The sequence below is a fragment of the Wolbachia endosymbiont (group A) of Conops quadrifasciatus genome, from assembly GCF_964027015.1.
Taxonomy (GTDB): Bacteria; Pseudomonadota; Alphaproteobacteria; order Rickettsiales; family Anaplasmataceae; genus Wolbachia.
This window is the reverse complement of the sequence record NZ_OZ034722.1, coordinates 357,009-382,941: the sequence shown is the minus strand read 5'-3', so window position 1 is coordinate 382,941 and position 25,933 is coordinate 357,009. Positions and strand designations below refer to the sequence as shown.

Here is a 25,933-nt window from a genome sequence, read left to right as displayed (position 1 = left end):
AACGTATTACCTTTAACGAATAGTAAAATGTGAGATTTTTTGGAACTACCGTGGAGCAATTGCTCCACGGCTTCACTCTACTCAGAATCCACCCATGCCACCCATTTCTCCTGCGCCCATAGGAGATGAAGCATTTTCTTTACTTGGTACATCAACTATCATAGATTCAGTAGTAATCAGCACACTCGCAACAGATATCGCTGTTTCAAAAGCAATACGCACCACTTTCGCTGGATCAATCACACCAGCTGTAAATGCATTAGCGTAATTCATAGCCTCAACGTTGTATATAAGCTCTTTATCATTCTGCTTAATCAAATAGTCAATGATAACAGCAGATTCAAGACCAGCATTTTTAACTAACCTTCTAATTGGAGCACTGAGAACTTTCTTGATAATGTTTATGCCTATTTGCTCTTCGTCACTTGCACCTTTTAATTTGTCGAGAACAGATGAAGCATAAAGAAGTGCAACTCCACCACCTGGAACTATGCCTTCTTCAATTGCAGCTCTTGTTGCATGCAGCGCATCTTCAACTCTATCTCTACGTTCTTTAACTTCCACTTCAGTTGCTCCACCAACTTTTAGCACAGCAACACCACCTGATAATTTCGCTAAACGTTCTCTTAGCTTTTCTTTGTCATAATCAGAAGTTGAAGTTTCAATTTGAGATTTGATCTGCTCGATTCTAGCTTTCACACTGTCAGAATCGCTATTTTCGCTGACAACTGTGGTATTATCTTTAGTAATTTTAACATTTTTAGCAGTACCAAGATCATCAAGTGTCAGATCTTCCATCTTGATTCCAAGTTCATCTTTTATGACGTACTTAGCACCAGTCAAAGTTGCTATATCTTCGAGCATTTCCTTTCTTCTGTCACCAAAACCTGGAGCTTTTACTGCAGCAACTTTTAAACCACCACGCAATTTATTGATAACTAAAGTGCTTAATGCTTCACCTTCGATATCCTCTGCAATAATAACCAAAGGTTTACCAGATTTAACAACAGCTTCAAGAATAGGAAGTAAAGGTTGAATAATATTTAATTTTTTCTCTGTAATTAATAGATAAGGATTATCAAGCTCCACGATCATTTTTTCATTATTTGTAATAAAATACGGAGAGAGATAACCGCGATCAAATTGCATGCCAGTAGTCAGCTCAACTTCTAACTCTTTTGAACCTTTACTTTCTTCAACAGTGATTACACCCTCTTTTCCAACTTTTTTCACGGAATCAGCGATACTGTTACCTATATCCTTATCACCATTTGCAGAGATTATCGCAACTTGCGCTACTTCATCCATTTTCTCTAGAGAAATTGTACGAGACATTGATGCAATTTCCTTTAATATTACATCTTTTGCCTTCTGTATTCCGTTTTTAATACCAACACGATCGTTTCCAGCAGCAATTGATTTTGAAGCTTCCATTATTATGTTGCTAGTTAATATTGAGCACGTTGTTGTACCATCACCAACTTTGTCGTTACATTGAGAACAACTTTGGGCAAAGATGCTTGCTATTGAAGCATTTAGTGGTTTTTCAGGCTTGATACCCTTCATCACCTTATAACCATCTTTTGTAATTTCTGGTGCTCCATAGGGCTTATTAATCCCTACTGTTTTTCCTCTAGGTCCCGCAGTTATTGCTACCGTTGAATCCACTATTGCTGCGACTTCACGAAAGGCTTCTTGTAACTGCTCACCTGATACTACTACATTAGTCATTTTTATCACCTCTTGTTAATAAAAAATTTAGAAAACTATAATAAAACCATTTAAAATGCGCCATGTTGTGCTTTGTTTCAGTTTAGTAAAATAAAGACTGCTATTTAATGACAGCAAGTATATCGGACTCTTTCATCACGATAAGCTTTTCATCATTATGTTCTATTTCTGTACCAGCCCATTGACGATAGAACACTTTATCACCAGCCTTTACAGTTAAAGCTATGCGTTCGCCATTCGAGTTGCGTGAACCTTCACCAGTTGCTACAATTTCACCTTTAGTAGGTTTCTTTTCAGCACTTGATGGAAGCATAATTCCACCCTGCTTTTCCTCGCTAACAGGCTTGATCAGCACGCTATCATCCAATACATTTAAACTTATACTTGACATTTGCTTTTCCTCTCAACAAATTAACCTATAACTTTATATATATACTCGTAAGTTAGATTTCAAGGGCTGGAGCTTGTAAAATATGCATACCATATAAAATATGCACGCCAAAAGCAGTTTCTAAAAGAGCCTAATGTTATATAATAAAATTTAGGTTTATTTATAGAGATTTCATGAGTTATATACCATTCTTAAGTCGTGGTGTGATAGTGCTATATGGGCCTGACACTAGAGATTTTCTGCAGGGCATTATAACCAATGATATTAATAAGCTAGATAGCCAAAAAGCTATTTACTCTTTATTGCTTAGCCCTCAGGGAAAATACCTATATGATTTTTTTCTTATTGAATATGGTAGATATATTTTCTTAGAGTGCGAAAATTTGCACTTACAGCAAATAATCGAGAAACTAGATTTACTTAAAACTTATTTGAGAGTGAAAATTAAAGACATTAGTGCACTATATAAGGTTGGAGTTTTGTTTGATACTAAGTTGGCGGAGTGTAGTAGTAAGTCACAAGTTATTTTTCAAGATCCAAGGCACAAGCTGCTAGGAATGAGGATCATACATAAAGATGAAATAAAAGAACCGGTTGGAGATTTTATTCAGTATGAAAAAGTTAGAATTAAAAACCTTGTCCCAGATGGAGCAAAAGATATGGTACAAAATTCATCGTTCCCATTGCAATATTTAATCGATAAGGCAAACGGTATAAGCTTTAATAAGGGGTGTTACGTAGGTCAGGAAGTCGTAAATCGAATGAGCAGACAAGAAATATTCAGAAGAAAACTTTATCTTGTTGAGGGGGATAACGCACTTCCAGATATTGGCACTAAAGTGACAAATGAAAATAATGAGGAAATAGGGGAACTGCGCTCTAGTGTAGACAACATTGGACTTGCATTGCTTAATACTCAAAAAAGTCATGCAAATTTATATGTCGATGGGGTTAAGTGCGTTAAGACGTTGTATAATTAAAGTCTTAAGGTAGCGCATATAGAAACGAAAAACTTATTTTATGGCCTAGCGTCACGCACTAGAATGACATCATTTACGATGTAACATTTATTACTTTTGCAGATACAATTTACATGCTATAATTGAATTTTCATAGTTGGTAAATTGGAGTGCAAAGAAGTAAAATTAAAGTAGAAATAAAAAGATTATCACACGGAGAAGACTTGTCTCTTCCATGTTATGCAACTACGCAGAGTGCTGGTATGGATCTTTATGCTGCATTGAATGACTCTGCTGTTTTAAATCCACTTGAGAGATTACTTGTTCCAACTGGAATTGTGATTGCAATACCAAACGGTTTTGAGGGGCAAATCCGCCCACGTTCTGGTCTTGCTGCAAAACATGGAATCACTGTCTTAAATTCTCCGGGCACTATAGACTCTGATTATCGAGGTGAGGTGAAGATTTGCCTAATTAATCTAAGTAATCAGTCGTATGAGATAAAAAGAGGAGATAGAATCGCACAAATCCTTATTTCTCCTGTGTCTCAGGTAATTTGGGATGACAGAGAAGAATTCTGCACAGAAGAAACCGGTCGCAATGCAGGGGGCTTTGGCTCAAGTGGTAGGTAATTTGCGAAAAAGCGTGACTATGACAGTTCTTTTATACACAATTTAAGCATATTAATATTTTATTAAACGAGGTCATTTATGCTAACTTTTAAAAATCACCATGGTCAGTTCCACAAAACAAACACTGCACTTGTTGCACTTACTTCTCTGTATGTTATAGGCGCAGCAGTAGCACTTTCAGCACCATATTGGATATCTTCAACTTCCATGCTAGCTCCACTTGCAGCTTTTGCAGCTACACCACTTTGAATGAGTGTTTTAGCATTTGTTGCTGTTGCACTGATTTGTTTAGCAGTATATGCCATCAGCAAAAATAACGAAATATCTGAGTTGAAAGCTCCGAAGATTGTTGTTGATGATAAATAAGCAGCATTGCTAGTAACAAAAGAGGTGTATGAGGAAATGAAAAAGAATAACCAAAATAAGGACAAAGACGGTAAGGTTGTGGAAGGTGAATATCGTATAAACTTCAGCTTAGCAGGCAAAGATTACTATGTTACTGGTAAATTTGGTAATGGTAAAGCGGAGTTTGGTGATATTGTGTTCTTAGATATAAATTCACTAGCAAAGAAAAATGAGCAAGGTGAATATGTTCCAATAAGTGATGACGAAAAGTGATTGGAAGAATTAGGTTTAAATAAAAAGGAGAATAAAGGGGTTAACACTTATTTAGGCTCACTTTTGTTGAACAAGTTGCTTCTGAAGAAAAAGCAAAAAGCTAGACAGCTAAGTATAAAAGAGGTAGATTAAGTCTGCCTCTTTATTTTTTAGTGTCAGTTACTTAAATTTATTATGGAAGTTGCCTTAAAAAATAAATTTTTATATAGTTGTGAGAAGCTGCTAAGGATTTTTATTTAATTTAACTGCATCTTTTGCCTTATCCAATAACCCATTAATAAAACCAATTTCGCTTGGTTTATCAAGTAAATCAGATGCAATGTTAGTATATTCATTAATGACAACTGGAACTGGCGTATCACAATTAGCTAACTCACATATTGCAACACGCAAAATAGATAAGCTTATAAGATTTAACCGTGAAAGGGACCAGCTTGGGTGTAAGTAAGACTCTATTATTTTATCATATTCTTCACTGCTTTTTATAACCTTATATAACAAGTTTTCTAAGAACTGATGTTCAAATTCTTCACATTTAAATATATCTCTCAACTTACTTATGTAGTCCTTAAGCTTACAATTTTCCAATTTAAAAGTGCTTTTGTTGTAACCTACAAAAATATTTGAATAAGCAACTTGTACAGCAAGAAATCTTGCCGTACTTCTTTTTATGCGCCACTTTTTATCTACTGGTTTTTCCTCCATTATTTTAATTTATTGTGTAAATCTATCATATGCAAAACAGTTGAGGCTGCATGGCCACCAACGTTCTTTTTGTTTTTGTCAGCTCTAACTAGTGCTTTATCTTTGCTGTCAGCGGTAATTACGCCCATACCAAGGGGCATTACATAATGCATAATAACTTCATTTAAGCCTTCGATTACTCCTTTACAAACATATTGATAGTGATCGGTGTCACCGCGAATCACGCACCCAAGAGCTAAATAACCGTCATAATTAGCATTCTTGCTTTTTACTGCAAAGAGAATTGTAGCTGGTATCTCAAATGCACCAGGAACTTCAATTATGTCATAGCTTGCATGACTTTCTTTTAATCTATCGACTGCACCTTCAAGCAAAAGGTTCGCTATTTCAGTGTGGTAAATTGAATTAACTATTAGTATTTTCGACATTCATCCCCACTTTTCTTGTTAAAAGCAACTTTATTAATGATTGTTGAATTAGAGTTATAATATTACTAAATATCCAATATATTACCAGGCCGGCAGGAAAAGAAGAAAAAATAAAGACAGAAATGTAAGGTAAAAACTTCATAACATTTACTTGAATATCATCTTTACTGGTTTGATCTTTCTCACTTAGCTTCTGCTGAATTATCATAGTAATACCAAAAATTATAGGTAAAATGCCTATAGAAATAGGAAAGTTATAATTAAACAACCCAAATAATGTAAAGATGTTCGTTGGGTCAGGAGCTGAAAGATCCTTAATCCATAAAAAAAAAGGAGCATGCCTCATCTCTATAGTAACAAATAATACTTTATATAGAGCAAAAAATACCGGTATTTGTATTAGCATGGGAAAAATGCTCGACATTGGGTTTACATTGTTTCTCTTGAACAACGCAATTGTCTCTTTGTGCAGCTTTAAGCTGTCATTTTTATACAACTCTTTTATACGAGTTAATTCAGGCTGCAGGCTTTTCACCTTGAACATCGAAATATATGATCTATTAGATAAGGGAAGCATCAAAAGTTTGATTACTAAAGTCAGCAATAATATTGCTAAGCCAAAATTTTTTAAAACGAAGTTAAAATATTCAAGCAGTAAAAACACTGGCTTGGTTATAAAATAAAGAACACCAAAATCTACAGCTTTATCAAACAAAGGTGTATTGAGAGTATCCTTATAAGAATCTAGTAAATTCAACTTTTTTGCTCCAGCAAAAAAATAATTCACATTAGAAACACTTGCGCCAGGAAGTATGCTCTTGTAAGGTTTGACAAAATCTACTTGGAATTTATCAGTATTATTAACGTTCGTGTGTTTAATGCTTACATTTATTTTATCGGATTTCTCAGGTATGATGGCTGTAAGCCAGTATTTATCAGCAAAACCAAACCAATTTTTTTCACTCGTGCTTGCTTTTATTAAATGTTTTTTGGAAATATCCTTATATGTCCACTCCTCTAGTTTATTATCAAATGCACCCAGTACTCCTTCATGGGATATCCAATAAGATTCGTTGATATTGTCACGTTTACGGTTAATTCTACCATAAGGAACCAAAACTACATTATCTTTTGTATTGTTTTCAATAATTTGCTCAACTTTAAACATGTAGTTATCGTCAAGGCTAATTTTCATTCTAAATAAAATGCCATTTTCATTATCCCAAAATAAATTGACCTCTTTTTGATTGAGTTTATCTGCTTGCCAGACTGTTTTAGAATCTGGAACTTTAATCTTTTCATTCGGATCGAGCCACCCAAATTCTGCGAAATATACATCTTTTGATTCTGCAGGTGACAGTAACACCACTTGTGGAGAAGAAGAACTCGGTTCTAAGTGGTAGTTAGTTAAGATTAAGTCATCAAACCTTGCACCTTTCAAAGGAATTGATCCTTTAATCATGTTATTGGTTAAACTAACCCTCTGTTCTCGAGTGGAATTAATAATTTCAGAACGATTTTGGTGTATTATAGGAGCAAGGTCGTTAAAAGATTCGATATGTTCAATATTTTCAATCAATGGCTGGTTTTGGTTTGCACTAAAAAAATTATCATAAATAATGCGCCAAGATACCATGATCAACATGGAAAGGATAGCTGCTAAAATTAAACTTTTTGCTTCTGACATGAAATTAAATCAAACATATCTTCTTAAAGTGTATATTCAATATTGTACTAAAACAATAAAATTTACTTATTTTTAATAATAACTTTTAACGCTAATCTTTAAAATTTATTTTAATAGCTTCAAATTTTAACAATATGAACGCAGTGAAAAATCTAGTTATTTGGTTACTAATAATAGCCGCCACTTCAATGCTTATTGATTCACAAAGGGACAAACTAAGCGACAGATTTCTCAGTACTTTTTTACCATATAAAGGGAGAATTCAGAATAGTGGTCAGAATAGTGGAAGTATCGAATTTACGAAATCATACGATGGACACTTTTATATTCAGGCTCAGGTCAATGATCGCAATATAACGTTTTTGCTTGATACCGGAGCAACCGATATTGTTCTATCACAAAAAGACGCATTACATGTTGGTATTAACTTACAAAACGTTCAGGATTTTAAAATATATGAAACTGCGAAAGGTCAAATAAAAGCTGGTGTTGTTCACATCCCTCAGGTTAAAATAGGAAATTTTTTAGTTAATGATGTACAGGCAAGCGTTAACACTCATTCTATGTCTCATTCACTACTTGGAATGAGCTTTTTAAGGTATTTTCATTTCACTATAAGAGATAATAAGTTGATATTATACCGCGACTAAACACTTCTACAATCTACTTATCAAAGCTCTGTAGGTTAATATAGGAGCAGAAATAAATATTGCAGAACAAGTGCCAATCAAAATACCAAAAAAAATGATCAAGCTGAAGTCTCTCACTGCATCTGTGCAGATTAATGTCAAAGGAAGAGCAGCAAGAAGGGTTGTACCCGAGGTTAATATAGTGCGAAATAATGTAGCGTTGATACTTGCATCTACCATCTCACTCATCCGCCCACTTTTACCACTCTTGCAATACTCTCGAATCCGATCGTATATAATTACTGAGTTATTGATTGAATAACCAATGACAGTGAGGAGAGCTGCAACTGATGAAATATTAAACTCAATGCCAGTTAGGCTAATAAAACCAACAGTTAAAACCACGTCATGAATCAGTGCTGTTATTCCACTGAATCCACATTGCCAATTAAATCTAAACCAAACGTAAAAAAATATTCCAACAATCGCGATCAACATGGATAACATTCCTTCAAATATTTGTGTTGAGCTTATTTGTGGGCCAACATAGTCTATTTTACGATAGCTTATTGAGCTCCCCAGCTTTTCTTCTAGTATGCTTTTTATCTTTTTGATTTTATCTTCATCTCCTTCATCTTTAAAACGCATGACTAAATTATCACCCGCTTTTGAACTCTGCACTGTAAAACCATTTTCTTTTAATGCATCGAGAATAGAGTGATTCTCATCTGAAGATTTTATCTCTATCAAAATTCCGCCTGCAAAGTCTATGCCTAAGTTCACTCCACGTAACACAACAATGAGCATTGAAAAGATGATAAAAATAATGCTAATTAATGCAGTCAAATCCCTATATTTACTAAACTTGATATTGAGGTTATCTGGAATGAGTCTAAGTGCCATGCTATTTACTTAAAATAATCACTTGAATTTTATATACTTTTTAAAAAATTCACTAGTTTATTCTGTGATTGGAGTCATGCAATTTCATCAGCTGATAAACCAGTTATTTGGGAGATAACATCGATAGAAACGCCCAATATAAGTAGATTATTAGCAACTTCAACCTTAACTCTTTTTATAACCTCTTTTTTGCCAGCCCACATGCCTCCACATAAAACGCAGGATGACAAATCCAATACATCCAATAATTCTTGATTATTAATCTCGTTACATTCTCCCATCAAATTTAATATCCCTGCCTCACTATTCTTGTTTTTACCTCTTTTTGGTCTAGGCTGTAGAGCTATAGCATCAACTGTTAATTCCTCCGCTAAAGCACATAACATTTTGTGTGGAACATTGTCCCCTTTTTCATATCTTTATATTTGCTGTTGTGATATCCCGACTTTACTTGCTAAATCTGCCTGAGTATATTTTCGCTTTACCCTCCAGCGTTTTATCCTTTGTCCTGTTGTACAATCTACAGAATCAGTACGAATTTCTCCTTCTGTATTATTATATTCATCGGTAGATAAGCCTGTTGCTTGAGAGATAATATCAACAGAAACTTCTGCTTTAACTAGACTCTTTGCCAATTCTACTTTGGTTGCTTTTACAGTACTCTTTTCGTTAACCTGGATAGACCTGGCTAGTAAATAAAATGCCTCGTCTAATCCATGATTTTCAATTTCTTCATGTATTCCGACAAGATTTTTCAACACTTTCATCCTATCTTTATCCCAATAACTATGTTCACTTTTAGGGAGTAGAGCTCCGATATTAACTGATAACGCTTTTGCTATGGCATAGAGTTCGTGTGGATAAATGTCATCTACCCCTTGTTCTTGTCTCAGTATTTGCTGTTTTGGTACTCCAATTTTATTTGCCAAATTCTCCTGAGTATATTTTAGCTTTAACCTCCAGTATTTTATCTTTTGCCCTATTTTGTAATTTATAGAGTCAGTGTGCTTTTTGTCATCGCTATCGTTGGAGTCGCTCATATTACTTTCTTTATATAAACAAACATATGCTTTACCATAAGGTTTTATGATAGTCTATTATTTTTTATAACTTTTTTTTCATATATTCATAAGATAGCTATAGACCTGCTGAGAATCAAGCAATAAAAAGAAGGAAAGGAGGGTGACTAAAATCAAGGTTAACTAAAAGGCGTGCTTAAGATTCACAATACCAGCAATAATATTGAACCTCAGGTTGTATTTTTTCTGAAAATTGCGGTAAACATGAGACATAATCTTAAATATCTTTATCTCACGGATCTTATTTTCTACTCTCATTCTAAATGATGCTAATCTTCTATTATGCTCTTTCTGCTCTGGAGTTAATGGCTTTTTACGATACTTTTTATATGGAATTATAACATTGCTTTGCAATTTTTGCCAACCTTGATATCCAGAATCGGCATATTTTATGCTATCGATTGGTAAATATTTTTCTTGTTTCCTTATGCGAAAATCATTAATTCTACCACGATATGAATTTGACACTGATAAAATTCTTCCACCTTCTTCGATAACAATCTCAGTTTTCATAGTGTTGGTTCTTTTTTTTCCTGAATATGATTTCTTCCGTTTTTTACTATCTTCTGGTCTCTGTATTTGCTGTTCTGTAACATCAGCCAGAATCTTCAGTATTTTTTCTGGTGTCATACTTCTATCTTTTGTTATAGTAACTTTTTTGGCAAGTAATGGCTCTATTTTCTTCAGTAACCTACATACATTTGCGTTGTGCACATTGAACAGGCACCCTAAAAATCTATGTGTTATGTAAGTGCGATAGTACAAAATTACGCAAAATAACTTATCTTCTAGAGTTGGTAGTTGTGATCTTCTACCATGGCACTTTTTCTGTTTTTTAACTCTTTCCCACCCAGACCTCACTTTTTCCACTACCTTTTCGAACTCCTCTATAGTTAAACCTGTTATATTACGAAAGTTTCTTGGGTGTTTCTTCATGTTATAGTAACTAAAGCTCATTTTTTTACCTTACTCAATCTGCTTATTCTTCTTCTACTTCTCTCACATTATTTTTTCAATCACCTTTTGCAGCAGGTCTATAGATTTAAGTTGTTTGTTTTATTCCGCTGTGTATAATTTTGATAAACTCCGCGGAATAAACATATGAGTGAACCGATAATTGGTAGAGAAAAAGAAATAGCTATTCTACAAGACAAACTTCTTTCTCAATCAGCCGAATTTATTGCTGTTTATGGTCGGCGTTGTGTAAATGTTGTATTATCTGCATTTTATCAGCATAATATAGAAGTAATGTAATGCAGATATTATGCCGATGCCAAATTATACGATTACTTCTAAAATTGCTAATTGCCTTATGAGGATTGAAGCAGCAAAAGAAAAAGTGTTACATTTGCCACTCACTGTATCGATGCTCTCGTCCCTTCGTGAAACTGCACGGCTTTATACCACACACTATTCTACTATGATTGAAGGAAATCGACTTGAGCCTAAACAGATTGAAGAGGTTTTAAGTGGTAAAAGCCACTTTCCAAAATATAGGAGAGATGAAAATGAGGTTAAAGGATATTATGCAGCTTTAACCCAAGTTGAACAATGGGCAGCGAGAACGATCCCTATTACTGAGAAAGCCATTCAAACGCTTCATGCCCTAGTAATGGCGAGTGGAAAATCTAAAGTGAAGCCAACCTCTTATCGTGATGGTCAAAACGTTATTCGTGATAGCCGTACACGTGCAATAATTTATATGCCACCTGAAGCAAAGGATGTACCAAAGCTCATGAGCAGTATGATTGATTGGATTCGTGACAGTGAACAAGTGTCTTACCCAATTATTGCAGGTATTGCTCATTATCAATTTGTAACAATTCATCCGTACTATGACGGTAATGGTCGTACTGCAAGATTGCTGACTACATTAATTTTACACCTTGGTGGATATGACCTAAAAGGGCTTTACTCATTGGAAGAATATTATGCTAAAAATCTAGGGGCTTATTATGAAGCAATAAGTGTAGGTCCATTGCACAACTATTACATGGGACGAGCTGAAGCAGATATCACTAAGTGGGTGGAGTATTTCGTAGAAGGTATGGCAAATTCATTTGAGAACGTTTTACAACGTATAAATGAAGAAGAATACCACACTAATCAGACTGATCTTATACGCAAGCTTGATCCTAAACAACGCAAAGCTCTTGAGCTCTTCCAGGAGTTTTCCGCTATTACAGCTAGTCAGGTTGGCGAACTATTTAATTTTAAGCCTCGTACTAGTGCGCAACTTTGTAAAAAGTGGGTAGAAATGGGGTTTATTGAGATTGTAGACTTTTCCAACAGAGGAAGAAAATACAAGCTTAGCAAGCAATATGAGGATTTGATCTCAAATTAACTGAAAGCTCGCTAGACAGGAAAGCAGTGCATAGGTCAAATTTCAATAAAGTGCTTGAAAACTAAATGTAGACTTAAAGTTTTAAAAACTGGAATATGTACAACAACTTACGCGACTTCATCAAAGCCTTAGAGGGAAAAAAGGATCTGATTAGGATTAAGGAGGAAGTTTCAACAGTTCTTGAAATGACAGAAATTCATCGCAGGGTTGTGTCAAATAAAGGACCAGCTATAATCTTTGAGAATGTTATCACGGAAAACGGCAAAAGTACGATTCCAGTTTTGGTGAATTTATTCGGTACTATTGAAAGAATTGCGTTGGGACTGAACATAAACCCTGGTGAACTGAGAGATTTGGGTAAACTTCTCGCATTTTTGCGATCACCTGAGCCACCAAAAAACTTCAAAGATGCCGTGAAAATGTTTCCTTTACTAAAAGTTGTATTGTCGATGCGAAGTAAAGTTATGAGCAAAGCTCCATGTCAAGAAGTGGTGCTAACTGGGGATGAGGTGGATCTTAGTTTGCTACCTATTCAAACATGCTGGCCGAATGAACCTGCACCGCTTATCACCTGGCCGCTTGTGATCACAAAAGGACCAACAGCAGACAAGCAAGATAACTTTAATCTTGGAATATATCGTATGCAGGTCGTGGATAAAAAAACGACTTTAATGCGCTGGCTTGCACATCGTGGTGGTGCAGGTCACCACAAACGATGGAAAGAGAAGGAACAAAATATGAAATTTCCTGCTGCTGCTGTGATCGGTAGTGATCCTGCAACAATTATTGCTGCGGTAACTCCAGTGCCAGAAACATTGTCAGAATACCAATTTGCTGGGTTGCTGCGCAAAAAACCGCTTGAGCTTGTAAATTGTAAGACTATTCCGCTTCAAGTGCCAGCTCATGCAGAGATTGTTCTGGAAGGCTATGTAAGTTTGGATAGATATCAAGATGAAGGGCCATACGGAGATCACACCGGCTACTATAATTCTGTTGAGCAATTTCCAAAATTTAATATTACTGCAATTACTATGCGCAAAAATCCAATTTATCTCAGCACTTTCACTGGCAAACCACCTGATGAACCATCAATTCTTGGTGAAGCGCTCAACGAAATCTTTGTGCCCATTCTTATCAATCAATTTCCAGAGGTAGTGGATTTTTATCTACCACCAGAAGGTTGTTCATATAGAATAGCGGTGATATCGATAAAAAAGTCTTATCCAGGGCAGGCAAAAAGAATTGTTATGGGCATACTTTCCTTTCTAAAGCAATTTTTATACACGAAGTTTATTATCGTTGTTGATGATGATATAAATGTACGTGATTGGAAGGAAGTGATGTGGGCAATATCAACGAGAATGGACCCTGTGCGTGACACAATCACAATAGAGAACGCACCTATTGATTATTTAGATTTTGCTTCCCCTGAAAGTGGCCTGGGAGGTAAGATGGGATTTGATGCAACAAATAAAATCTCGCCTGAAACCAAACGAGAATGGGGAGAGAAAATTGAAATGAGCGAAGAAATAGTAAGAAAAATCACGGAGAAGTGGGAAGAATATGGATTGACAGGTGATTAAATTATGATGTAGCCTATCGCCGTATATCCGGGGGTGGGTTGTTGTGAGGCTTTTTCACTTTTTATTCTTGTTAATGTGTTTTTCTCTGTATTACTATGCGGGTTTTATATTTTCGCCCTGCCCAAAAGCTACGGTTTGCTTTTCACCTGGAGAAGATTGTGCTGTACCGATAATCAGCGTAATAGATCAGTCTAAAAAATCTATCTTAGTTCAAGAATATACATTTACTCTTGGAACAGCTGTAAAATCTTTGATTAATGCTAAAGAACGCGGTGTTGATGTTAAAGTCATCTTAGATAAATCGCAACTCTACTCAAAATATAGTGTTATAAATGAATTATTTTCAGGTGGAGTACCAATTTGGATCGATGATAAGCCAAAGATTGCTCATAATAAGATAATGATTGTTGACAATCAAAAAGTCATCACAGGGTAATTTAACCTTAGTAAGACAGCTAAAAAAGGAAATGCTGAAAATTTATTAATTATTACAGATTATCCTGAATTGATTCAGCAGTATGTGAAAAACTGGGAGGCACGAATGTCACAATCTTATAAATACGCTCCCAACTAATCGAGAGCGCTTGCTCAAAATCGGTTTTAAAAACAGCAAGGGAGAGCTTTTTTGATTGATTGGCATAATGATTATGATATAATGAACTAAAAGTTTAAGGAATAAAGTAATGGATTATATAAATGATGCTGCCGGTAGCTACACTGCCGTTCATGATTTTTTTCAAAACAACGGTGTTGGAGATTACAAAGTTCAATGCAGTTATGGTGGGGTGCCGTATGCTACTGATGAGTACGTGCATTCTGGCGATAAATTTTGGAGTAATAATTTCATAACTCACATTTTGGCAAGGAAATAAAAATGTATCCTCAAAGTGAACTTTTAGCTAAAGAATATGCTGGAAATACGTTACCAGTTTCAATATCACTAGATAAGGATTTAATAAAAATGAAGGAATGTCAGAAAAAAACGAAATTTGTGGAACTAGAAAGGGAGTCAGGTGATTTAGTGTATGATAAGCAAAAGCATGTAAAGTGTTACACAACAAAGCTATCATATGATGATGTACATATTTACAATAACGATAAAGTTTCAACATTTAGCATAAAATACGACGTGCCAAATGATCCGAAATACAGTTTAAATATAACATTTACAAAGGTTAATGATAATAAACCAGGATTTTGGCAAAAATTTAAAAACATGTTTTAACGTGACCATTCACTAGACTTCTTTCAAAATTGTTAGAGGGAGTGTAAGATCAAGTATTTGAAAGCATGAAATATAAGGAAATAGAAAAGTTAGAAGGAGAAAAGTTTTAACGTTTAACAGGGGTAAAAAAAGCAACATTTGAGCGAATGGTAGAAAACATGATTTTCGGATGTTTAGAAAATCAAAGGTAGCAGTATTGCCACAAACTAAAATCTTAGCTGATGCCGGCTACAGGGAAATGCAGAAGATACACAAAAATGTTGTATTACCGCACAGGAAAACGAAAAAGAATCCGTTAAGCAAAGAACAAAAAAAAGAGAACAGAACACTTATGATCCAAAGGGCAATAGTTGAAAACGTAATTGAAAAGGTTTAAAATCATTTCCGATAGACAGAAGACCTGCTGCAAAAGGTGATTGAAAAAATAATGTGAGAGAAGTAGAAGAAGAATAAGCAGATTGAGTAAGGTAAAAAAATGAGCTTTAGTTACTATAACATGAAGAAACACCCAAGAAACTTTCGTAATATAACAGGTTTAACTATAGAGGAGTTCGAAAAGGTAGTGGAAAAAGTGAGGTCTGGGTGGGAAAGAGTTAAAAAACAGAAAAAGTGCCATGGTAGAAGATCACAACTACCAACTCTAGAAGATAAGTTATTTTGCGTAATTTTGTACTATCGCACTTACATAACACATAGATTTTTAGGGTGCCTGTTCAATGTGCACAACGCAAATGTATGTAGGTTACTGAAGAAAATAGAGCCATTACTTGCCAAAAAAGTTACTATAACAAAAGATAGAAGTATGACACCAGAAAAAATACTGAAGATTCTGGCTGATGTTACAGAACAGCAAATACAGAGACCAGAAGATAGTAAAAAACGGAAGAAATCATATTCAGGAAAAAAAAAGAACCAACACTATGAAAACTGAGATTGTTATCGAAGAAGGTGGAAGAATTTTATCAGTGTCAAATTCATATCGTGGTAGAATTAATGATTTTCGCATAAGGAAACAAGAAAAATATTTACCAATCGATAGCATAAAATATGCCGATTCTGGATATCAAGGTTGGCAAAAATTGCAAAGCAATGTTATAATTCCATATAAAAAGTATCGTAAAAAGCCATTAACTCCAGAGCAGAAAGAGCATAATAGAAGATTAGCATCATTTAGAATGAGAGTAGAAAATAAGATCCGTGAGATAAAGATATTTAAGATTATGTCTCATGTTTACCGCAATTTTCAGAAAAAATACAACCTGAGGTTCAATATTATTGCTGGTATTGTGAATCTTAAGCACGCCTTTTAGTTAACCTTGATTTTAGTCACCCTCCTTTCCTTCTTTTTATTGCTTGATTCTCAGCAGGTCTATAGAAACTGACAAAAACGTTTTGGTTTAAGATTTAATTTGATTGCTGCTATCCACAATTTTGAGCTCCTTATATGAATTTTGAAAGAAGTCTATTAATGCCTATTTTGCCTAAACTGAAGAGTCTTTTCCAATTTTTTCTAGCATCAACTCAGCAGCTTTTTGTTCAGCAATCTTTTTACTAGAAGCGCATGCAGAAACTTTACCATAATCTTCTATGCAAATTGATATAGTAAATTCAGGATTGTGCGCTGGTCCAGTTTGTTTTACAAGCTCATACTCTGGTAAAGGCAATTTGTTTTTCTGAGTCCACTCTTGCAGTGAGGTTTTAGGATCTTGAGGGGGGTCAAGCATGCCTTTAGCTAGCTTTTCCCAATATTGGGTAATAAATTTTTCAACATTTTCAAGTCCGCCATCAATATAAATTGCACCTATTAGTGCTTCAAGCGAGTTTTCTAAATTTTTTAGATTACATCTCCCTCCATTGCAGCGTTCACTATTATTCATGATGATAAAGCTGCCTAATTTTATTTCTTTAGCAACATTAGCAATGGTGTTGCCACAAACTAAATCCGTCTTTCTTTTTGCCAATGCTCCTTCTTTTTCTTCAGGAAATAGTTTAAACAGTATGGCAGATACGACCATATTCAAAACACTATCGCCCAAAAACTCTAGTCTTTCGTAGCTTACAATCTGGTTTTTGCTATTCCTTTTATTTACGCTTGGGTGAGTTAGTGCCTCTTCTAATATTGCATAATTTGTAAATTTATAATCAATGATCTTAGATATTGCATCATTCAAACTCTTCATACCCATTATTTAAAAGAAAAGCACTTTCTACTACCTTTATACCAGAGAATTAGTTTTATTTTATTAAAATAATACCACCAACTTCCAAAATTAATGTATACAACCCACCACCTCACTAATGTTACTAAATCCATCTCTCATTATTAGTTCTGCAAGTTCTAGATTAATTTTGTTTACAACTTGAGGTCCGTGGTATATGAGAGCAGTGTACAACTGCACCAAAGAGGCTCCTGCCTTTATTTTTTTATATGCATCAGCACCACTTGAGATTCCTCCGCACCCTATCAATAATATTTTGCCCTTAGTAAATTTGTACATATCGCCCAATAACTCGGTTGAAAGTTTGAACAGTGGTTTGCCACTCAATCCGCCACTTTCGTTGTGGTGGGAACGCAGATTATCTCTACTTACCGTAGTGTTGCTTACTGTTAATCCGTCAATCTTATATTCCAACGCAAGCTCAGCGATATTTTCTTTCGTTTGCTGATCTATATCTGGTGAGATTTTTAATATTATTGCGGAATTATCAATTGATTTCCGGGTTAGAGTTATGGATTTCAACAATTTCGATAATTCTTGCTTATTGTGCAGATTGCGTAAATTAGGCGTGTTTGGAGACGAGATGTTCAGCACTATATAATTGCTTTTTCCATATACCATCTTTATTAAATCAACATAATCACTAATTTGGTCTTTCGATGCACTATTTTTTCCTATATTTATGCCAAAAATGCAGTCATCAAGCTTGGTTTCATCTATTTGTTTAAGAAAATAGTCTATTCCTTTATTGTTAAATCCCAATCTGTTAATTACCCCTTGATCTTTAATTAACCGAAAAATTCTTGGTTTTTTGTTTCCATATTGTGGATTACGAGTTACAGTACCAGTTTCAATAAACCCAAAACCAAATGAAAGCATAGGTCTTATAATTTCTGCATTTTTGTCAAAACCTGCAGCCAGGCCCACGGGGCTTCTGAGCTTATTACCAAAAAAATTCACACTCAAAGATTCTGGCAGCTCTATAGGATTCTTATAAGGTATTTTCTTTAATGCCATGATTGCCAAAGAGTGAGCAACTTCAGGCGGCAGTAAAAACAATAAATTACGTAATATCATTTTGTAAAACACTTTGCTTATTTTTAGTTTATTTTTTACCATGCAACACTATAAGAGTATAACCATAACTTGAAAAGAAATTGATTTTACTTATGAATAATGGATAAGCTTTCTCTATAGGTTACACACTTAAAGCTACTGTTGAATTGAGCAACTTTTACAAGATATAGAAAATGAAAGAGGCCGGGACCGGAATTGAACCGGTATAAAAGGATTTGCAGTCCTCCGCATAAGCCATTCTGCCACCCAGCCATTTTTTATGTGTAGATATCCATTATATCTTTTAGCATAGATAAAGCTTCCTCCCTTTTGCGTTGAAAAGTGTTACGTCCAATGATTGAACCATTACCACCACCCTGCTTAATTTCTTTCGCTTCATTGCATATGTCATTCACTGATTTCGATTCGCCACCAGAAAAAACTACTATTCTTTTCCCTGCAAAACAAGATCTTTTAACATATTCAATTCTTTTAGATAATGATTCAATATTTTCTGTTTCTATTTTCTCCCTTTCCAAATATTTAGTTGGAAGTTTTACTTTGATTATATTAGCGCCAAGTAAAGCTGCTATGTGCGCAGCATAGGCAATAACATCAACTGCTGTTTCACCTTCTTTGGAAATTCCTTCACCACGTGGATAAGACCATAGCACTACTGCAAGCCCATAAGATTTGGCTTCAGCTACGATTTCACGGGCTTCTTCCATCATATCAAAACACTTAGCAGAACCAGGATATATAGTAAATCCAACAGCCAAGCAGCCCAAACGCAGTGCATCTTTCACAGAAGAGGTTATTGCTTGATCAGAAGTCAGATTTTTTGAATGTAAGAAGTTGGAACTATTAAGTTTCAAAATAAGTGGGAGCATTCCAGCATAAGTCGAAGCACCAGCTTCAATCATACCAAGTGGAGCAGCATATGCACTTACTCCCGAATCAACTGCAAGCTGAAAATGATAATGTGGGTCATAAGCATCAGGGTTAACTTCAAAGCTTTTTATTGGCCCGTGCTCAAATCCTTGATCTACTGGCAGAATCACTAACTTGCCAGTACCGCCAAGCTTTCCATGCATGAGAATACGAGTAAGATTTGCTTTTACCCCGGGGTTTTCACTTTCGTAGTAGCTTAGGACTTGTTTTACTTTATCACTTATCACTATAATTCAAATTAAATTTTAGTTATAAATTGTAACAAAGATGAAGTTCAATACAAGGATTTTAAACTATATCAAAAGCAATTTTATTTTCTACTTTATTCATATATATTCTTAATTTCTTTCCTTTTATTAATTTACGATTCAGTATTTCTTCCGCTAAGTAACTTTTTATCTCTTTTTCAATAAGTCTCTCTATCGGACGTGCTCCCATTTCCTTACTATAACCCATTTGTACAAGATAAGATTTCACTTCATCCTCTACCAAGCAGTTTATGCCTTTTTGCGTCAGTTGCTTTTTCAGTTCTAGGACAAATTTATCCACAATATGCAAAATCACATCCGTACTTAAGTCAGAAAAAGAAATAATCGCATCAAGACGATTACGAAATTCAGGGCTAAAAACCTGTTCTATTGCTTTTTCGCTATCACCAATGTTAAAATTTTTATGCCCAAAGCCAACAAAACTTTTGCTGCGTTCAGCTGCTCCTGCATTAGTTGTCATAATTAAAATTATATTGGAAAAGTTAACTTTACGTCCGTAAGTGTCTGTAACACAACCATAATCCATAATTTGTAGCAATATATTATAGATATCGCTATGGGCCTTTTCAATTTCATCAAGCAGCACAACACTATATTGATTGTTAGATACAGACTCTGTTAGTAATCCACCCTGATCATAACCTACATATCCAGGAGGAGAACCAATCATCCTTGATATCGTATGAGATTCAATATATTCGGACATATCAAAGCGTATAAGATTCATGCCCATGCTTTCTGCTAATTGTTTTGCTAGCTCGGTTTTACCAACACCGGTTGGCCCTGCAAAAAGATAATTTGCTAAAGGCTTATTGTAATTTCTCAACCCAGATTTAGCAATTTTAATAGAATTAACAAGAGATTCTATTGCCTGCTCTTGGCCAAAAATCACCTTTTCTAGATTAGCTTTTAAAGACTTTACTTTCTGCAAATCATCAGATTCAGATCCGCAAGGCACATTTGTAATTCTAGTAATGGTATTCTTAATATCTCTACTATTTACAATTTTACCCCTGTTTCTTAGCAATTTACAATATGCCCCTGCCTCATCAATAACATCAACCGCTTTATCAGGTAATATTCGCCCAGTAATATACTTATGCGAAAGTTCAGCCGCAGATCTAATGGCATTCTTTGTATAATATACTCCATGATACCCTTCATAGTAGTGCTTTATGCCATCCAGTATCTTTATCGTTTCATTAACAGAAGATTCTTTAACATTAATTTTTTGAAACCTTCTCGCTAGTGCTTTATCTTTTTCAAAACTAGTGCTGTATTCTCTATATGTAGTTGCACCTATACAACGTAGTGTACCTCTTGCAAGCACAGGTTTGAGTAGGTTACCTGCATCAAGAAAGCTACCACTTGTAGAACCTGCTCCAATGATAGTGTGTATTTCGTCAATAAAAAGGATAGCACCTGGTTTTACCTCAATCGCTTTTATTATAGATTTTATTCTCTCTTCAAAATCACCTCTGTAGCGTGTCCCTGCAAGGAGTGATCCTAAATCCAAAGCATAAATTATACTGGACCTGAGCACATTGGGAACACTGCCTTCAATGATCTTCAATACCAAACCCTCAACTATTGTTGTTTTGCCAACACCTGGGTCTCCAACATATAAAGGGTTGTTTTTTCTACGCCTCAATAATATTTCTATAGTGCGATTTAATTCATAATCACGACCAATAACATAATCTATTTTTTTGCTTCTTGCATAGTCATTTAAATTTTTACAATAACTTTGTAGAATTTCCTCATCTTTTAATAGCTCACCTTTATTTACTGTAGTAGGAGCGTCATTATTTTTATCAAGTTTTACTTTATGATTGGTGGTGTATTCATCTATATCGTTAGAGTATTTCATATTAGATATATGGTAAATCAAATTGGAATCTTTCGCACTTTGTTTCTGCAATAGATCTTCAACGTATAAATCTTGCCCAGACAAAATTTCTACTAGAACACTTGCTCCATTTATTTCTTTTTTCCCCAAGCTATGAGCCCGTATTATTGCTCTGTGTATTATGCATTGAAACATTGAGCTAGGTTTAACTCCACTGATAATCAATTCAGAACTGCTTTGTAAAAACCCTTTTATATTATCATTATAATCATTAGCCTTAATATTGCATCTTGATAGAATGTTATCCATATTGATGATTTCATCGGCTCTGATATTACATCTTGATAAAACGTAATTTACATCCACGTCTTTAGTTAACGCCAGCAATAAATGTTCTACTTTCGCATATTTTAGACTAAAATTATAAGCAATGAGTAGCGCTCTATTCAAACTTGCCTCTAAGTTTTTGGAAATCATCTCCTATTCTCTTTAAAAGTGGGAACTCATATATAATGAATAGCACACAATTATTAAAAAAAAATTGAAATCCAGCAGTTCGCTGTAGCCAATTTGAATCCCCACTCTGGATCTACGTCATAGCACCGCGATATCTCAACATAGATTCCGCTAATGAGTAGCGGAATGACGAGTTTTACGCTTATCAAGTTGTAGGTAAATCCTATTTAATACGCTTTTTCTAGTACTCTGCTTTTCTTCTTAAATGCATTAATCTTTTTTCTACCGTATTTAGTCTTTAACGTACTTAGCCTTTTAAAGACCTTTTTGCTATTACGTTTTTTAAATCGTACACTACAATCAAAATTTGGCTCTCCTTCTTTGTCTGCCAATGCAGGCAGTCTTCTCTTATCTTGAGGTGTAACAAAAGATAGCGCATGCCCTTCAGCTCCAGCACGTGCAGTTCTGCCTATACGATGAATATAGTCAGCTTGCGATTGTGGTGCATCATAATTGATAACATGTTGAATGTGGGGAATATCAAGGCCGCGAGAAGCAACATCTGTTGCAACCATGATTTGATTGCTGCCACGACGAAAAGAATTAATGACCCTTTCGCGCTTGTGCTGCCTTAAATCACCATGAATTGCTAAAGCGCTATAGTCATCTTTGTGCAATCTGCTAGCTAGCTGATCCGCTCCTTGCTTTGTTTTGACAAAGATAATGATTGATCCTTCGCGCTGACATAGTTGTGTAACAAGCTTTTCATATTTTTCTGATTCTGATGCATAAACAATCTCTTGCTTAATTTTTACAGAAGTTGTAGTCTCACAATCAACAGAAATACGTTCTGGTCGATTAAGGTACTTCTCAGTAAGTTTAACTATATCACTAGGAAGAGTTGCAGAAAACATAAGAGTCTGCCGTATTTTTGGCAGATATTTCATGATCCCTTCAATTTGAATTCCAAAGCCCATATCAAACATACGATCCGTTTCATCAAGCACAAGAACGCTAACATTGCGAGTAATCAAAGTTTTACGCTCAATATGGTCTATAATACGACCAGGAGTACCTATTACAATTTGTGGTTTTTTCTGAAGCTGATTTAGCTGCCTAAAAATAGGCTCACCACCAATCAATAAAGCGATCCTTAGTGCAGAATTTTGAAATAAGAGTTTTCTTATCTCATTTGTTACCTGATGCGCAAGCTCCCTGGTTGGCACGATGACTAAAGCTGAACCAGTGTTAGGCTCATTCAGCAACTTAGCAACCAACGGGATAGCAAATGCCAAAGTTTTTCCAGTTCCTGTTTGAGCAGACCCAAGAATATCTTTACCTTGTAGCGCTAAGGGAATCGCTTGTATTTGAATCGGAGTTGGGACGAAAAGATTATTTTTATCTAGAGCTTGTGTAAGCAAAGCTGGGAGACCCATCTCATGAAAATTATTCACAATACGTTAACCCTATTAAAAGACTTCATAATATATTAATCTTCCAATCTTAAATTTATTGCAGATTTTTTATCTTCTCCGTTTCTACCGCGCTCCTCTTTAACCTCATAACTCACCCTTTCTCCTTTTATCCCCTTCTCTTTATTCTCTCCTTTAAGTGTCTCAGGCCTTATTCCTGAACGTTCCAACGTGCTAATATGTACAAAAACGTCACTCCCTTTACCTTCTGGCTTGATGAAACCATAGCCTTTTTCGGCATTAAACCATTTTACATTACCAAATTCCATTTAAACAACTCCTAAATTATTAACTAATATTACTAATGTGATGAAAAACTTTGAAATTACGATTGAGAATGCTTTAAGCTTAGCTATTGAAACTAAACCTTTATACTCCATAGTCTATTCTTAACATTACATGACAATAATACACAATTGTTGTACTTAATGCAAATAAATTTTTTAATCGTTAAGCGAACCTGCAACCGTCATTTCGCTAACTTTAATCGTTGGTGAATTAAATTGCCCACAAAAAGTTAGATCATCTGCAACGACTAAATTGCTAAACATATCCTTCAAATTGCTAGCAATGGTAATCTCATGTATTGGATACGTTATTTTTCCATTTTCTATAAAAAATCCGGAAGCGCCTTGGCTGTAATAGCCATTGATTAAATTAACACCAAAACCAAATAAATCAGTTACATATATTCCCTCTTTCACTTCCTGAATTAATTCTTCAAACGATACATTACCATTCTCAATGTAGAGGTTACTAGCTGCAGGAATAACTGCAGCATTACTTGCACGAGTTGCACTTCCGGTTGTTTCTGAGTCTAATTTTCTAGCCGAGTATAAGTCTAAAATCCAATTTTGTAATATTCCGTTTTTTACAAATATATTTTTCTTGCTAGTTATCCCTTCTCCATCAAATGGTCTCGATGCTATGCCTCTTGGCAACAATGGATCATCGATAATATTAATTCTATCGTTGAAAATCTGAGCGTTTAAACTACCCCTCAAGAAAGAACTGTTGCTTATAATACTGCTCCCATTTATAGCAGAAGCAAAACTTTTTACTAGCCCTTTTGCTGCTCTTTTTTCAAAAATAACTGGAAATTTACCAGTTTTAATTGTACGTGAATTCAATTGATCAACTGCTCTTTTTGCTGCTTCTTTTCCCATTAACTCTGGCAACTTTAAATCACTAAAATTACATGCTATATCATAATCGTAACCAACCTTCATTTCACTTTCTCTTCCAGCAACAACAGAGACCTGATTAGCAAAGGTTGATTTACTAAACGAGCCAATAAAACCAGAAACAGTCGATAATACTGTATTCACTAAAGCGTATGAAGAAGAGGCTCCTTCAGAATTAGTGATACTCTTATGTGCAAGGGCTGAATTTTCTGCAGCTTCAGCAATTTCTTTTAGGTTATCAACGGTTACAACATTATTATCTGAGATACTTAAATCTGCAGAAGAGATATAATTACTACCATTTACAGCAAAATTAATGCAAGGATCTTCTGGCGCATTCTTTGCCATTTCTACCACTTGGCTTACCGTATCACTAAGATTATTCAAATCATTTGTAGAAATATACGCAGCTTTGTTTTTACCTGCTATAGCTCTGATTCCTACAGTGCAATTTTTAGATTGTGATATTTGCTCAATTTTTGATAGACGCTGAGAAACTGAAGTCTTATTAGTTTCATATATTGTAACTTCCGCATCTTGATTCTGCTTTTTTATTAATTTAGTGATATCTGCTGCAATATTTAATATATTCATTTTCTATTCCTTAGATTTTTATAAAGACTCTGCACCACCTATAACTTCAATTAAATCAGTTGTAATTGCTGCTTGACGAGAACGATTATAAAGCAATACTAGTTTGTTCAGCATCTCTTTAGTGTTTCTGCTTGCTGATTCCATAGCAACCATCCTAGCACTATTCTCACTTGTTGCACTTTCAAGCAAAGCAGAGTAAAGAGCAATTACAACGTAATCTTGAACCAAAGATTTTAAAATAAATTCAATATTTTGTGGTTCATACTCATAGCCGTAATCTGTTGTTGGACCAGCCAGAGAGTTGTCAATCAAGGATGAGTCTTCACTCCATGGTTTTATTGTTTCCAACATTGGTTTTTGCGTGAAGGTATTATAGAATTTACTATAAAAAACTTTAACTTTATCGTATTTACTTAAATCTATACCATCAAACAAAGCTTCTACGTGCTTTAACGTGATCCCCTTACTATTTTCAATTTTTAAGATACTTTTAGAGTCAAATCTATTTTTACCTACATCAAAAGCTTTTTTACCAAGAAATACAATATCTACTTTTTTGCCATTTGCGATTGACTTATTTACACGCTCTTGACTAAATTTGACAATAGAAGAGTTAAAGTTGCCGCACAAGCCACGATCAGACGCAACAATGAATACTAGGTAAGAACCGTCATTACTGATATTTAGAATTTTTGCCAGTAATTTTTGATCAACTGATAGCATTAATGAAGAAATAATGCTATGCAGCTTAGATATATATAATTTTGAATTTGATAATTTCTTTTGGCTTTGTAATAACTTTGCTGCAGAAACCATTTGCATTATTTTCGTGGTTTTCTGTACAGACCTAATATTCTTAATTCTTAAGGATAATTCCTTTAAGCTCTTCATTTTGTATACAACCCTGATTTATTAAAATATATAATTGTTAGTGTCTAAAAGCAAGTTTTTTTGACATTAGAACCAAGT

Annotated in this window: 28 protein-coding genes, 1 tRNA gene and 2 pseudogenes; 12 read left to right on the top strand and 19 right to left on the bottom strand. The window is 34.8% G+C overall.

Annotation, left to right across the window (positions count from 1 at the left end):
* Positions 1-81: 81 nt before the first annotated feature.
* On the bottom strand, positions 82-1,731 hold the full coding sequence (groL, locus tag AAGD69_RS01940) for a chaperonin GroEL (RefSeq protein WP_341812402.1): 1,650 nt from the start codon (positions 1,729-1,731) through the stop codon (positions 82-84).
* A gap of 100 nt (positions 1,732-1,831) precedes the next feature.
* On the bottom strand, positions 1,832-2,122 hold the full coding sequence (locus AAGD69_RS01935; protein WP_064125033.1) for a co-chaperone GroES: 291 nt from the start codon (positions 2,120-2,122) through the stop codon (positions 1,832-1,834).
* A 173-nt stretch (positions 2,123-2,295) separates the two neighbouring features.
* On the opposite strand from AAGD69_RS01935, the gene AAGD69_RS01930 reads away from it, so the two are divergent.
* Both AAGD69_RS01930 and dut read left to right on the top strand, forming a co-directional pair.
* Positions 2,296-3,102, top strand: coding sequence for a folate-binding protein (locus tag AAGD69_RS01930; RefSeq protein WP_341812401.1), 807 nt, complete (start codon positions 2,296-2,298; stop codon positions 3,100-3,102).
* 149 nt (positions 3,103-3,251) lie between these two features.
* A complete protein-coding gene (gene dut / locus AAGD69_RS01925; RefSeq protein WP_264688252.1) occupies positions 3,252-3,713 on the top strand; it encodes a dUTP diphosphatase in 462 nt (153 codons plus the stop codon).
* Positions 3,714-3,817: 104 nt separating this feature from the next.
* Here the strand turns inward: dut and AAGD69_RS01920 are convergent, their stop codons facing one another.
* Positions 3,818-4,018: a hypothetical protein gene (locus tag AAGD69_RS01920; protein WP_341812400.1), complete on the bottom strand. Its 201-nt coding sequence runs from the start codon at positions 4,016-4,018 to the stop codon at positions 3,818-3,820.
* Between the two features lie 97 nt (positions 4,019-4,115).
* On the opposite strand from AAGD69_RS01920, the gene AAGD69_RS01915 reads away from it, so the two are divergent.
* Entirely contained in the window at positions 4,116-4,331 is a 216-nt protein-coding gene (locus tag AAGD69_RS01915; protein ID WP_341812399.1) for a hypothetical protein, read from the top strand.
* Between the two features lie 222 nt (positions 4,332-4,553).
* Here the strand turns inward: AAGD69_RS01915 and nusB are convergent, their stop codons facing one another.
* Genes nusB through yidC form a run of 3 tightly spaced genes read right to left on the bottom strand, consistent with a single transcriptional unit; the run spans position 4,554 to position 7,151 of the window.
* Positions 4,554-5,036: a transcription antitermination factor NusB gene (nusB, locus tag AAGD69_RS01910; RefSeq protein ID WP_341812398.1), complete on the bottom strand. Its 483-nt coding sequence runs from the start codon at positions 5,034-5,036 to the stop codon at positions 4,554-4,556.
* On the bottom strand, positions 5,036-5,464 hold the full coding sequence (locus AAGD69_RS01905) for a 6,7-dimethyl-8-ribityllumazine synthase (protein WP_341812397.1): 429 nt from the start codon (positions 5,462-5,464) through the stop codon (positions 5,036-5,038). Before AAGD69_RS01905 ends, nusB begins: the two co-directional genes overlap by 1 nt.
* Positions 5,442-7,151, bottom strand: a complete 1,710-nt coding sequence (gene yidC / locus AAGD69_RS01900; protein ID WP_341812396.1) for a membrane protein insertase YidC — start codon at positions 7,149-7,151, stop codon at positions 5,442-5,444. The genes AAGD69_RS01905 and yidC overlap by 23 nt, the downstream gene beginning before the upstream one ends.
* A 134-nt stretch (positions 7,152-7,285) precedes the next feature.
* Here yidC and AAGD69_RS01895 point away from each other — a divergent pair, with 134 nt between their 5' ends.
* Positions 7,286-7,801 (top strand): TIGR02281 family clan AA aspartic protease, encoded by a 516-nt coding sequence (locus AAGD69_RS01895; protein ID WP_182182693.1) that lies wholly within the window; start codon positions 7,286-7,288, stop codon positions 7,799-7,801.
* 6 nt (positions 7,802-7,807) lie between these two features.
* Here the strand turns inward: AAGD69_RS01895 and secF are convergent, their stop codons facing one another.
* The 4 genes from secF to AAGD69_RS01875 all read right to left on the bottom strand — a co-directional run bounded on the left by secF (position 7,808) and on the right by AAGD69_RS01875 (position 10,698).
* Complete coding sequence (gene secF / locus AAGD69_RS01890; RefSeq protein ID WP_341812395.1) at positions 7,808-8,683, bottom strand: protein translocase subunit SecF; 876 nt, start codon at positions 8,681-8,683, stop codon at positions 7,808-7,810.
* Between the two features lie 74 nt (positions 8,684-8,757).
* Positions 8,758-9,069 carry a hypothetical protein gene (locus tag AAGD69_RS01885; RefSeq protein WP_341812394.1) on the bottom strand — a complete coding sequence of 104 codons (312 nt, stop codon included), beginning with the start codon at positions 9,067-9,069 and terminating at the stop codon, positions 8,758-8,760.
* A gap of 33 nt (positions 9,070-9,102) precedes the next feature.
* A complete protein-coding gene (locus AAGD69_RS01880; RefSeq protein WP_341812393.1) occupies positions 9,103-9,723 on the bottom strand; it encodes a helix-turn-helix transcriptional regulator in 621 nt (206 codons plus the stop codon).
* Between the two features lie 162 nt (positions 9,724-9,885).
* Positions 9,886-10,698 carry a transposase family protein gene (locus AAGD69_RS01875; RefSeq protein ID WP_410529861.1) on the bottom strand — a complete coding sequence of 271 codons (813 nt, stop codon included), beginning with the start codon at positions 10,696-10,698 and terminating at the stop codon, positions 9,886-9,888.
* A 165-nt stretch (positions 10,699-10,863) separates the two neighbouring features.
* Between AAGD69_RS01875 and AAGD69_RS01870 the strand changes: the two genes are divergently transcribed.
* The 8 genes and pseudogenes from AAGD69_RS01870 (at position 10,864) to AAGD69_RS01835 (ending at position 16,224) form a co-directional block, all read left to right on the top strand.
* Positions 10,864-11,016, top strand: coding sequence for a hypothetical protein (locus tag AAGD69_RS01870; protein ID WP_196770130.1), 153 nt, complete (start codon positions 10,864-10,866; stop codon positions 11,014-11,016).
* 16 nt (positions 11,017-11,032) lie between these two features.
* Entirely contained in the window at positions 11,033-12,106 is a 1,074-nt protein-coding gene (locus AAGD69_RS01865; protein WP_341812391.1) for a Fic family protein, read from the top strand.
* A gap of 95 nt (positions 12,107-12,201) precedes the next feature.
* Positions 12,202-13,689, top strand: coding sequence for a UbiD family decarboxylase (locus AAGD69_RS01860; RefSeq protein ID WP_341812390.1), 1,488 nt, complete (start codon positions 12,202-12,204; stop codon positions 13,687-13,689).
* Between the two features lie 43 nt (positions 13,690-13,732).
* Positions 13,733-14,263 (top strand): annotated as a pseudogene (locus tag AAGD69_RS01855) (phospholipase D family protein).
* A gap of 109 nt (positions 14,264-14,372) precedes the next feature.
* The gene (locus AAGD69_RS01850; RefSeq protein WP_341812389.1) at positions 14,373-14,561 is read left to right on the top strand and encodes a hypothetical protein; all 189 of its coding nucleotides are present in this window, start codon (positions 14,373-14,375) and stop codon (positions 14,559-14,561) included.
* An 89-nt stretch (positions 14,562-14,650) separates the two neighbouring features.
* Positions 14,651-14,914 (top strand): hypothetical protein, encoded by a 264-nt coding sequence (locus AAGD69_RS01845; protein ID WP_341812388.1) that lies wholly within the window; start codon positions 14,651-14,653, stop codon positions 14,912-14,914.
* A 169-nt stretch (positions 14,915-15,083) separates the two neighbouring features.
* Positions 15,084-15,290, top strand: coding sequence for a transposase family protein (locus AAGD69_RS01840; protein ID WP_264732505.1), 207 nt, complete (start codon positions 15,084-15,086; stop codon positions 15,288-15,290).
* 99 nt (positions 15,291-15,389) lie between these two features.
* Positions 15,390-16,224, top strand: a pseudogene (locus tag AAGD69_RS01835) (transposase family protein).
* A 171-nt stretch (positions 16,225-16,395) separates the two neighbouring features.
* Here AAGD69_RS01835 and rnc read toward each other — a convergent pair.
* From rnc to atpG, 9 genes are all read right to left on the bottom strand, one after another.
* Positions 16,396-17,094 (bottom strand): ribonuclease III, encoded by a 699-nt coding sequence (gene rnc, locus AAGD69_RS01825; protein WP_341812387.1) that lies wholly within the window; start codon positions 17,092-17,094, stop codon positions 16,396-16,398.
* Positions 17,095-17,184: 90 nt separating this feature from the next.
* On the bottom strand, positions 17,185-18,252 hold the full coding sequence (locus tag AAGD69_RS01820) for a quinone-dependent dihydroorotate dehydrogenase (protein ID WP_341812386.1): 1,068 nt from the start codon (positions 18,250-18,252) through the stop codon (positions 17,185-17,187).
* Positions 18,253-18,390: 138 nt separating this feature from the next.
* Positions 18,391-18,462, bottom strand: a tRNA-Cys gene (locus AAGD69_RS01815).
* Between the two features lie 5 nt (positions 18,463-18,467).
* Positions 18,468-19,364: a class I fructose-bisphosphate aldolase gene (locus tag AAGD69_RS01810; RefSeq protein WP_341812628.1), complete on the bottom strand. Its 897-nt coding sequence runs from the start codon at positions 19,362-19,364 to the stop codon at positions 18,468-18,470.
* Positions 19,365-19,428: 64 nt separating this feature from the next.
* Positions 19,429-21,735, bottom strand: coding sequence for an AAA family ATPase (locus AAGD69_RS01805; RefSeq protein ID WP_341812385.1), 2,307 nt, complete (start codon positions 21,733-21,735; stop codon positions 19,429-19,431).
* A 206-nt stretch (positions 21,736-21,941) separates the two neighbouring features.
* Entirely contained in the window at positions 21,942-23,168 is a 1,227-nt protein-coding gene (locus AAGD69_RS01800; protein WP_341812384.1) for a DEAD/DEAH box helicase, read from the bottom strand.
* A 35-nt stretch (positions 23,169-23,203) separates the two neighbouring features.
* Positions 23,204-23,455, bottom strand: coding sequence for a cold-shock protein (locus tag AAGD69_RS01795; protein WP_341812383.1), 252 nt, complete (start codon positions 23,453-23,455; stop codon positions 23,204-23,206).
* Positions 23,456-23,629: 174 nt separating this feature from the next.
* Complete coding sequence (locus AAGD69_RS01790; protein ID WP_341812382.1) at positions 23,630-24,964, bottom strand: TldD/PmbA family protein; 1,335 nt, start codon at positions 24,962-24,964, stop codon at positions 23,630-23,632.
* Positions 24,965-24,982: 18 nt separating this feature from the next.
* On the bottom strand, positions 24,983-25,855 hold the full coding sequence (gene atpG, locus AAGD69_RS01785; RefSeq protein ID WP_341812381.1) for an ATP synthase F1 subunit gamma: 873 nt from the start codon (positions 25,853-25,855) through the stop codon (positions 24,983-24,985).
* Positions 25,856-25,933 lie beyond the last annotated feature (78 nt).

Coding starts and splice junctions, on each gene's coding strand:
- secF (WP_341812395.1), bottom strand. CDS start 8,683: ATGGCACTTAGACTCATTCCAGATAACCTCAATATCAAGTTTAGTAAA.
- AAGD69_RS01935 (WP_064125033.1), bottom strand. CDS start 2,122: ATGTCAAGTATAAGTTTAAATGTATTGGATGATAGCGTGCTGATCAAG.
- AAGD69_RS01865 (WP_341812391.1), top strand. CDS start 11,033: ATGCCAAATTATACGATTACTTCTAAAATTGCTAATTGCCTTATGAGG.
- groL (WP_341812402.1), bottom strand. CDS start 1,731: ATGACTAATGTAGTAGTATCAGGTGAGCAGTTACAAGAAGCCTTTCGT.
- AAGD69_RS01790 (WP_341812382.1), bottom strand. CDS start 24,964: ATGAATATATTAAATATTGCAGCAGATATCACTAAATTAATAAAAAAG.
- AAGD69_RS01850 (WP_341812389.1), top strand. CDS start 14,373: ATGGATTATATAAATGATGCTGCCGGTAGCTACACTGCCGTTCATGAT.
- AAGD69_RS01870 (WP_196770130.1), top strand. CDS start 10,864: ATGAGTGAACCGATAATTGGTAGAGAAAAAGAAATAGCTATTCTACAA.
- AAGD69_RS01860 (WP_341812390.1), top strand. CDS start 12,202: ATGTACAACAACTTACGCGACTTCATCAAAGCCTTAGAGGGAAAAAAG.
- atpG (WP_341812381.1), bottom strand. CDS start 25,855: ATGAAGAGCTTAAAGGAATTATCCTTAAGAATTAAGAATATTAGGTCT.
- AAGD69_RS01905 (WP_341812397.1), bottom strand. CDS start 5,464: ATGTCGAAAATACTAATAGTTAATTCAATTTACCACACTGAAATAGCG.
- AAGD69_RS01845 (WP_341812388.1), top strand. CDS start 14,651: ATGAAGGAATGTCAGAAAAAAACGAAATTTGTGGAACTAGAAAGGGAG.
- rnc (WP_341812387.1), bottom strand. CDS start 17,094: ATGAAGAGTTTGAATGATGCAATATCTAAGATCATTGATTATAAATTT.
- AAGD69_RS01915 (WP_341812399.1), top strand. CDS start 4,116: ATGAAAAAGAATAACCAAAATAAGGACAAAGACGGTAAGGTTGTGGAA.
- yidC (WP_341812396.1), bottom strand. CDS start 7,151: ATGTCAGAAGCAAAAAGTTTAATTTTAGCAGCTATCCTTTCCATGTTG.
- AAGD69_RS01930 (WP_341812401.1), top strand. CDS start 2,296: ATGAGTTATATACCATTCTTAAGTCGTGGTGTGATAGTGCTATATGGG.
- AAGD69_RS01885 (WP_341812394.1), bottom strand. CDS start 9,069: ATGTTATGTGCTTTAGCGGAGGAATTAACAGTTGATGCTATAGCTCTA.
- AAGD69_RS01795 (WP_341812383.1), bottom strand. CDS start 23,455: ATGGAATTTGGTAATGTAAAATGGTTTAATGCCGAAAAAGGCTATGGT.
- AAGD69_RS01920 (WP_341812400.1), bottom strand. CDS start 4,018: ATGGCATATACTGCTAAACAAATCAGTGCAACAGCAACAAATGCTAAA.
- AAGD69_RS01805 (WP_341812385.1), bottom strand. CDS start 21,735: ATGATTTCCAAAAACTTAGAGGCAAGTTTGAATAGAGCGCTACTCATT.
- AAGD69_RS01820 (WP_341812386.1), bottom strand. CDS start 18,252: ATGGTAAAAAATAAACTAAAAATAAGCAAAGTGTTTTACAAAATGATA.
- AAGD69_RS01895 (WP_182182693.1), top strand. CDS start 7,286: ATGAACGCAGTGAAAAATCTAGTTATTTGGTTACTAATAATAGCCGCC.
- AAGD69_RS01875 (WP_410529861.1), bottom strand. CDS start 10,698: ATGAAGAAACACCCAAGAAACTTTCGTAATATAACAGGTTTAACTATA.
- nusB (WP_341812398.1), bottom strand. CDS start 5,036: ATGGAGGAAAAACCAGTAGATAAAAAGTGGCGCATAAAAAGAAGTACG.
- AAGD69_RS01880 (WP_341812393.1), bottom strand. CDS start 9,723: ATGAGCGACTCCAACGATAGCGATGACAAAAAGCACACTGACTCTATA.
- AAGD69_RS01840 (WP_264732505.1), top strand. CDS start 15,084: ATGTTTAGAAAATCAAAGGTAGCAGTATTGCCACAAACTAAAATCTTA.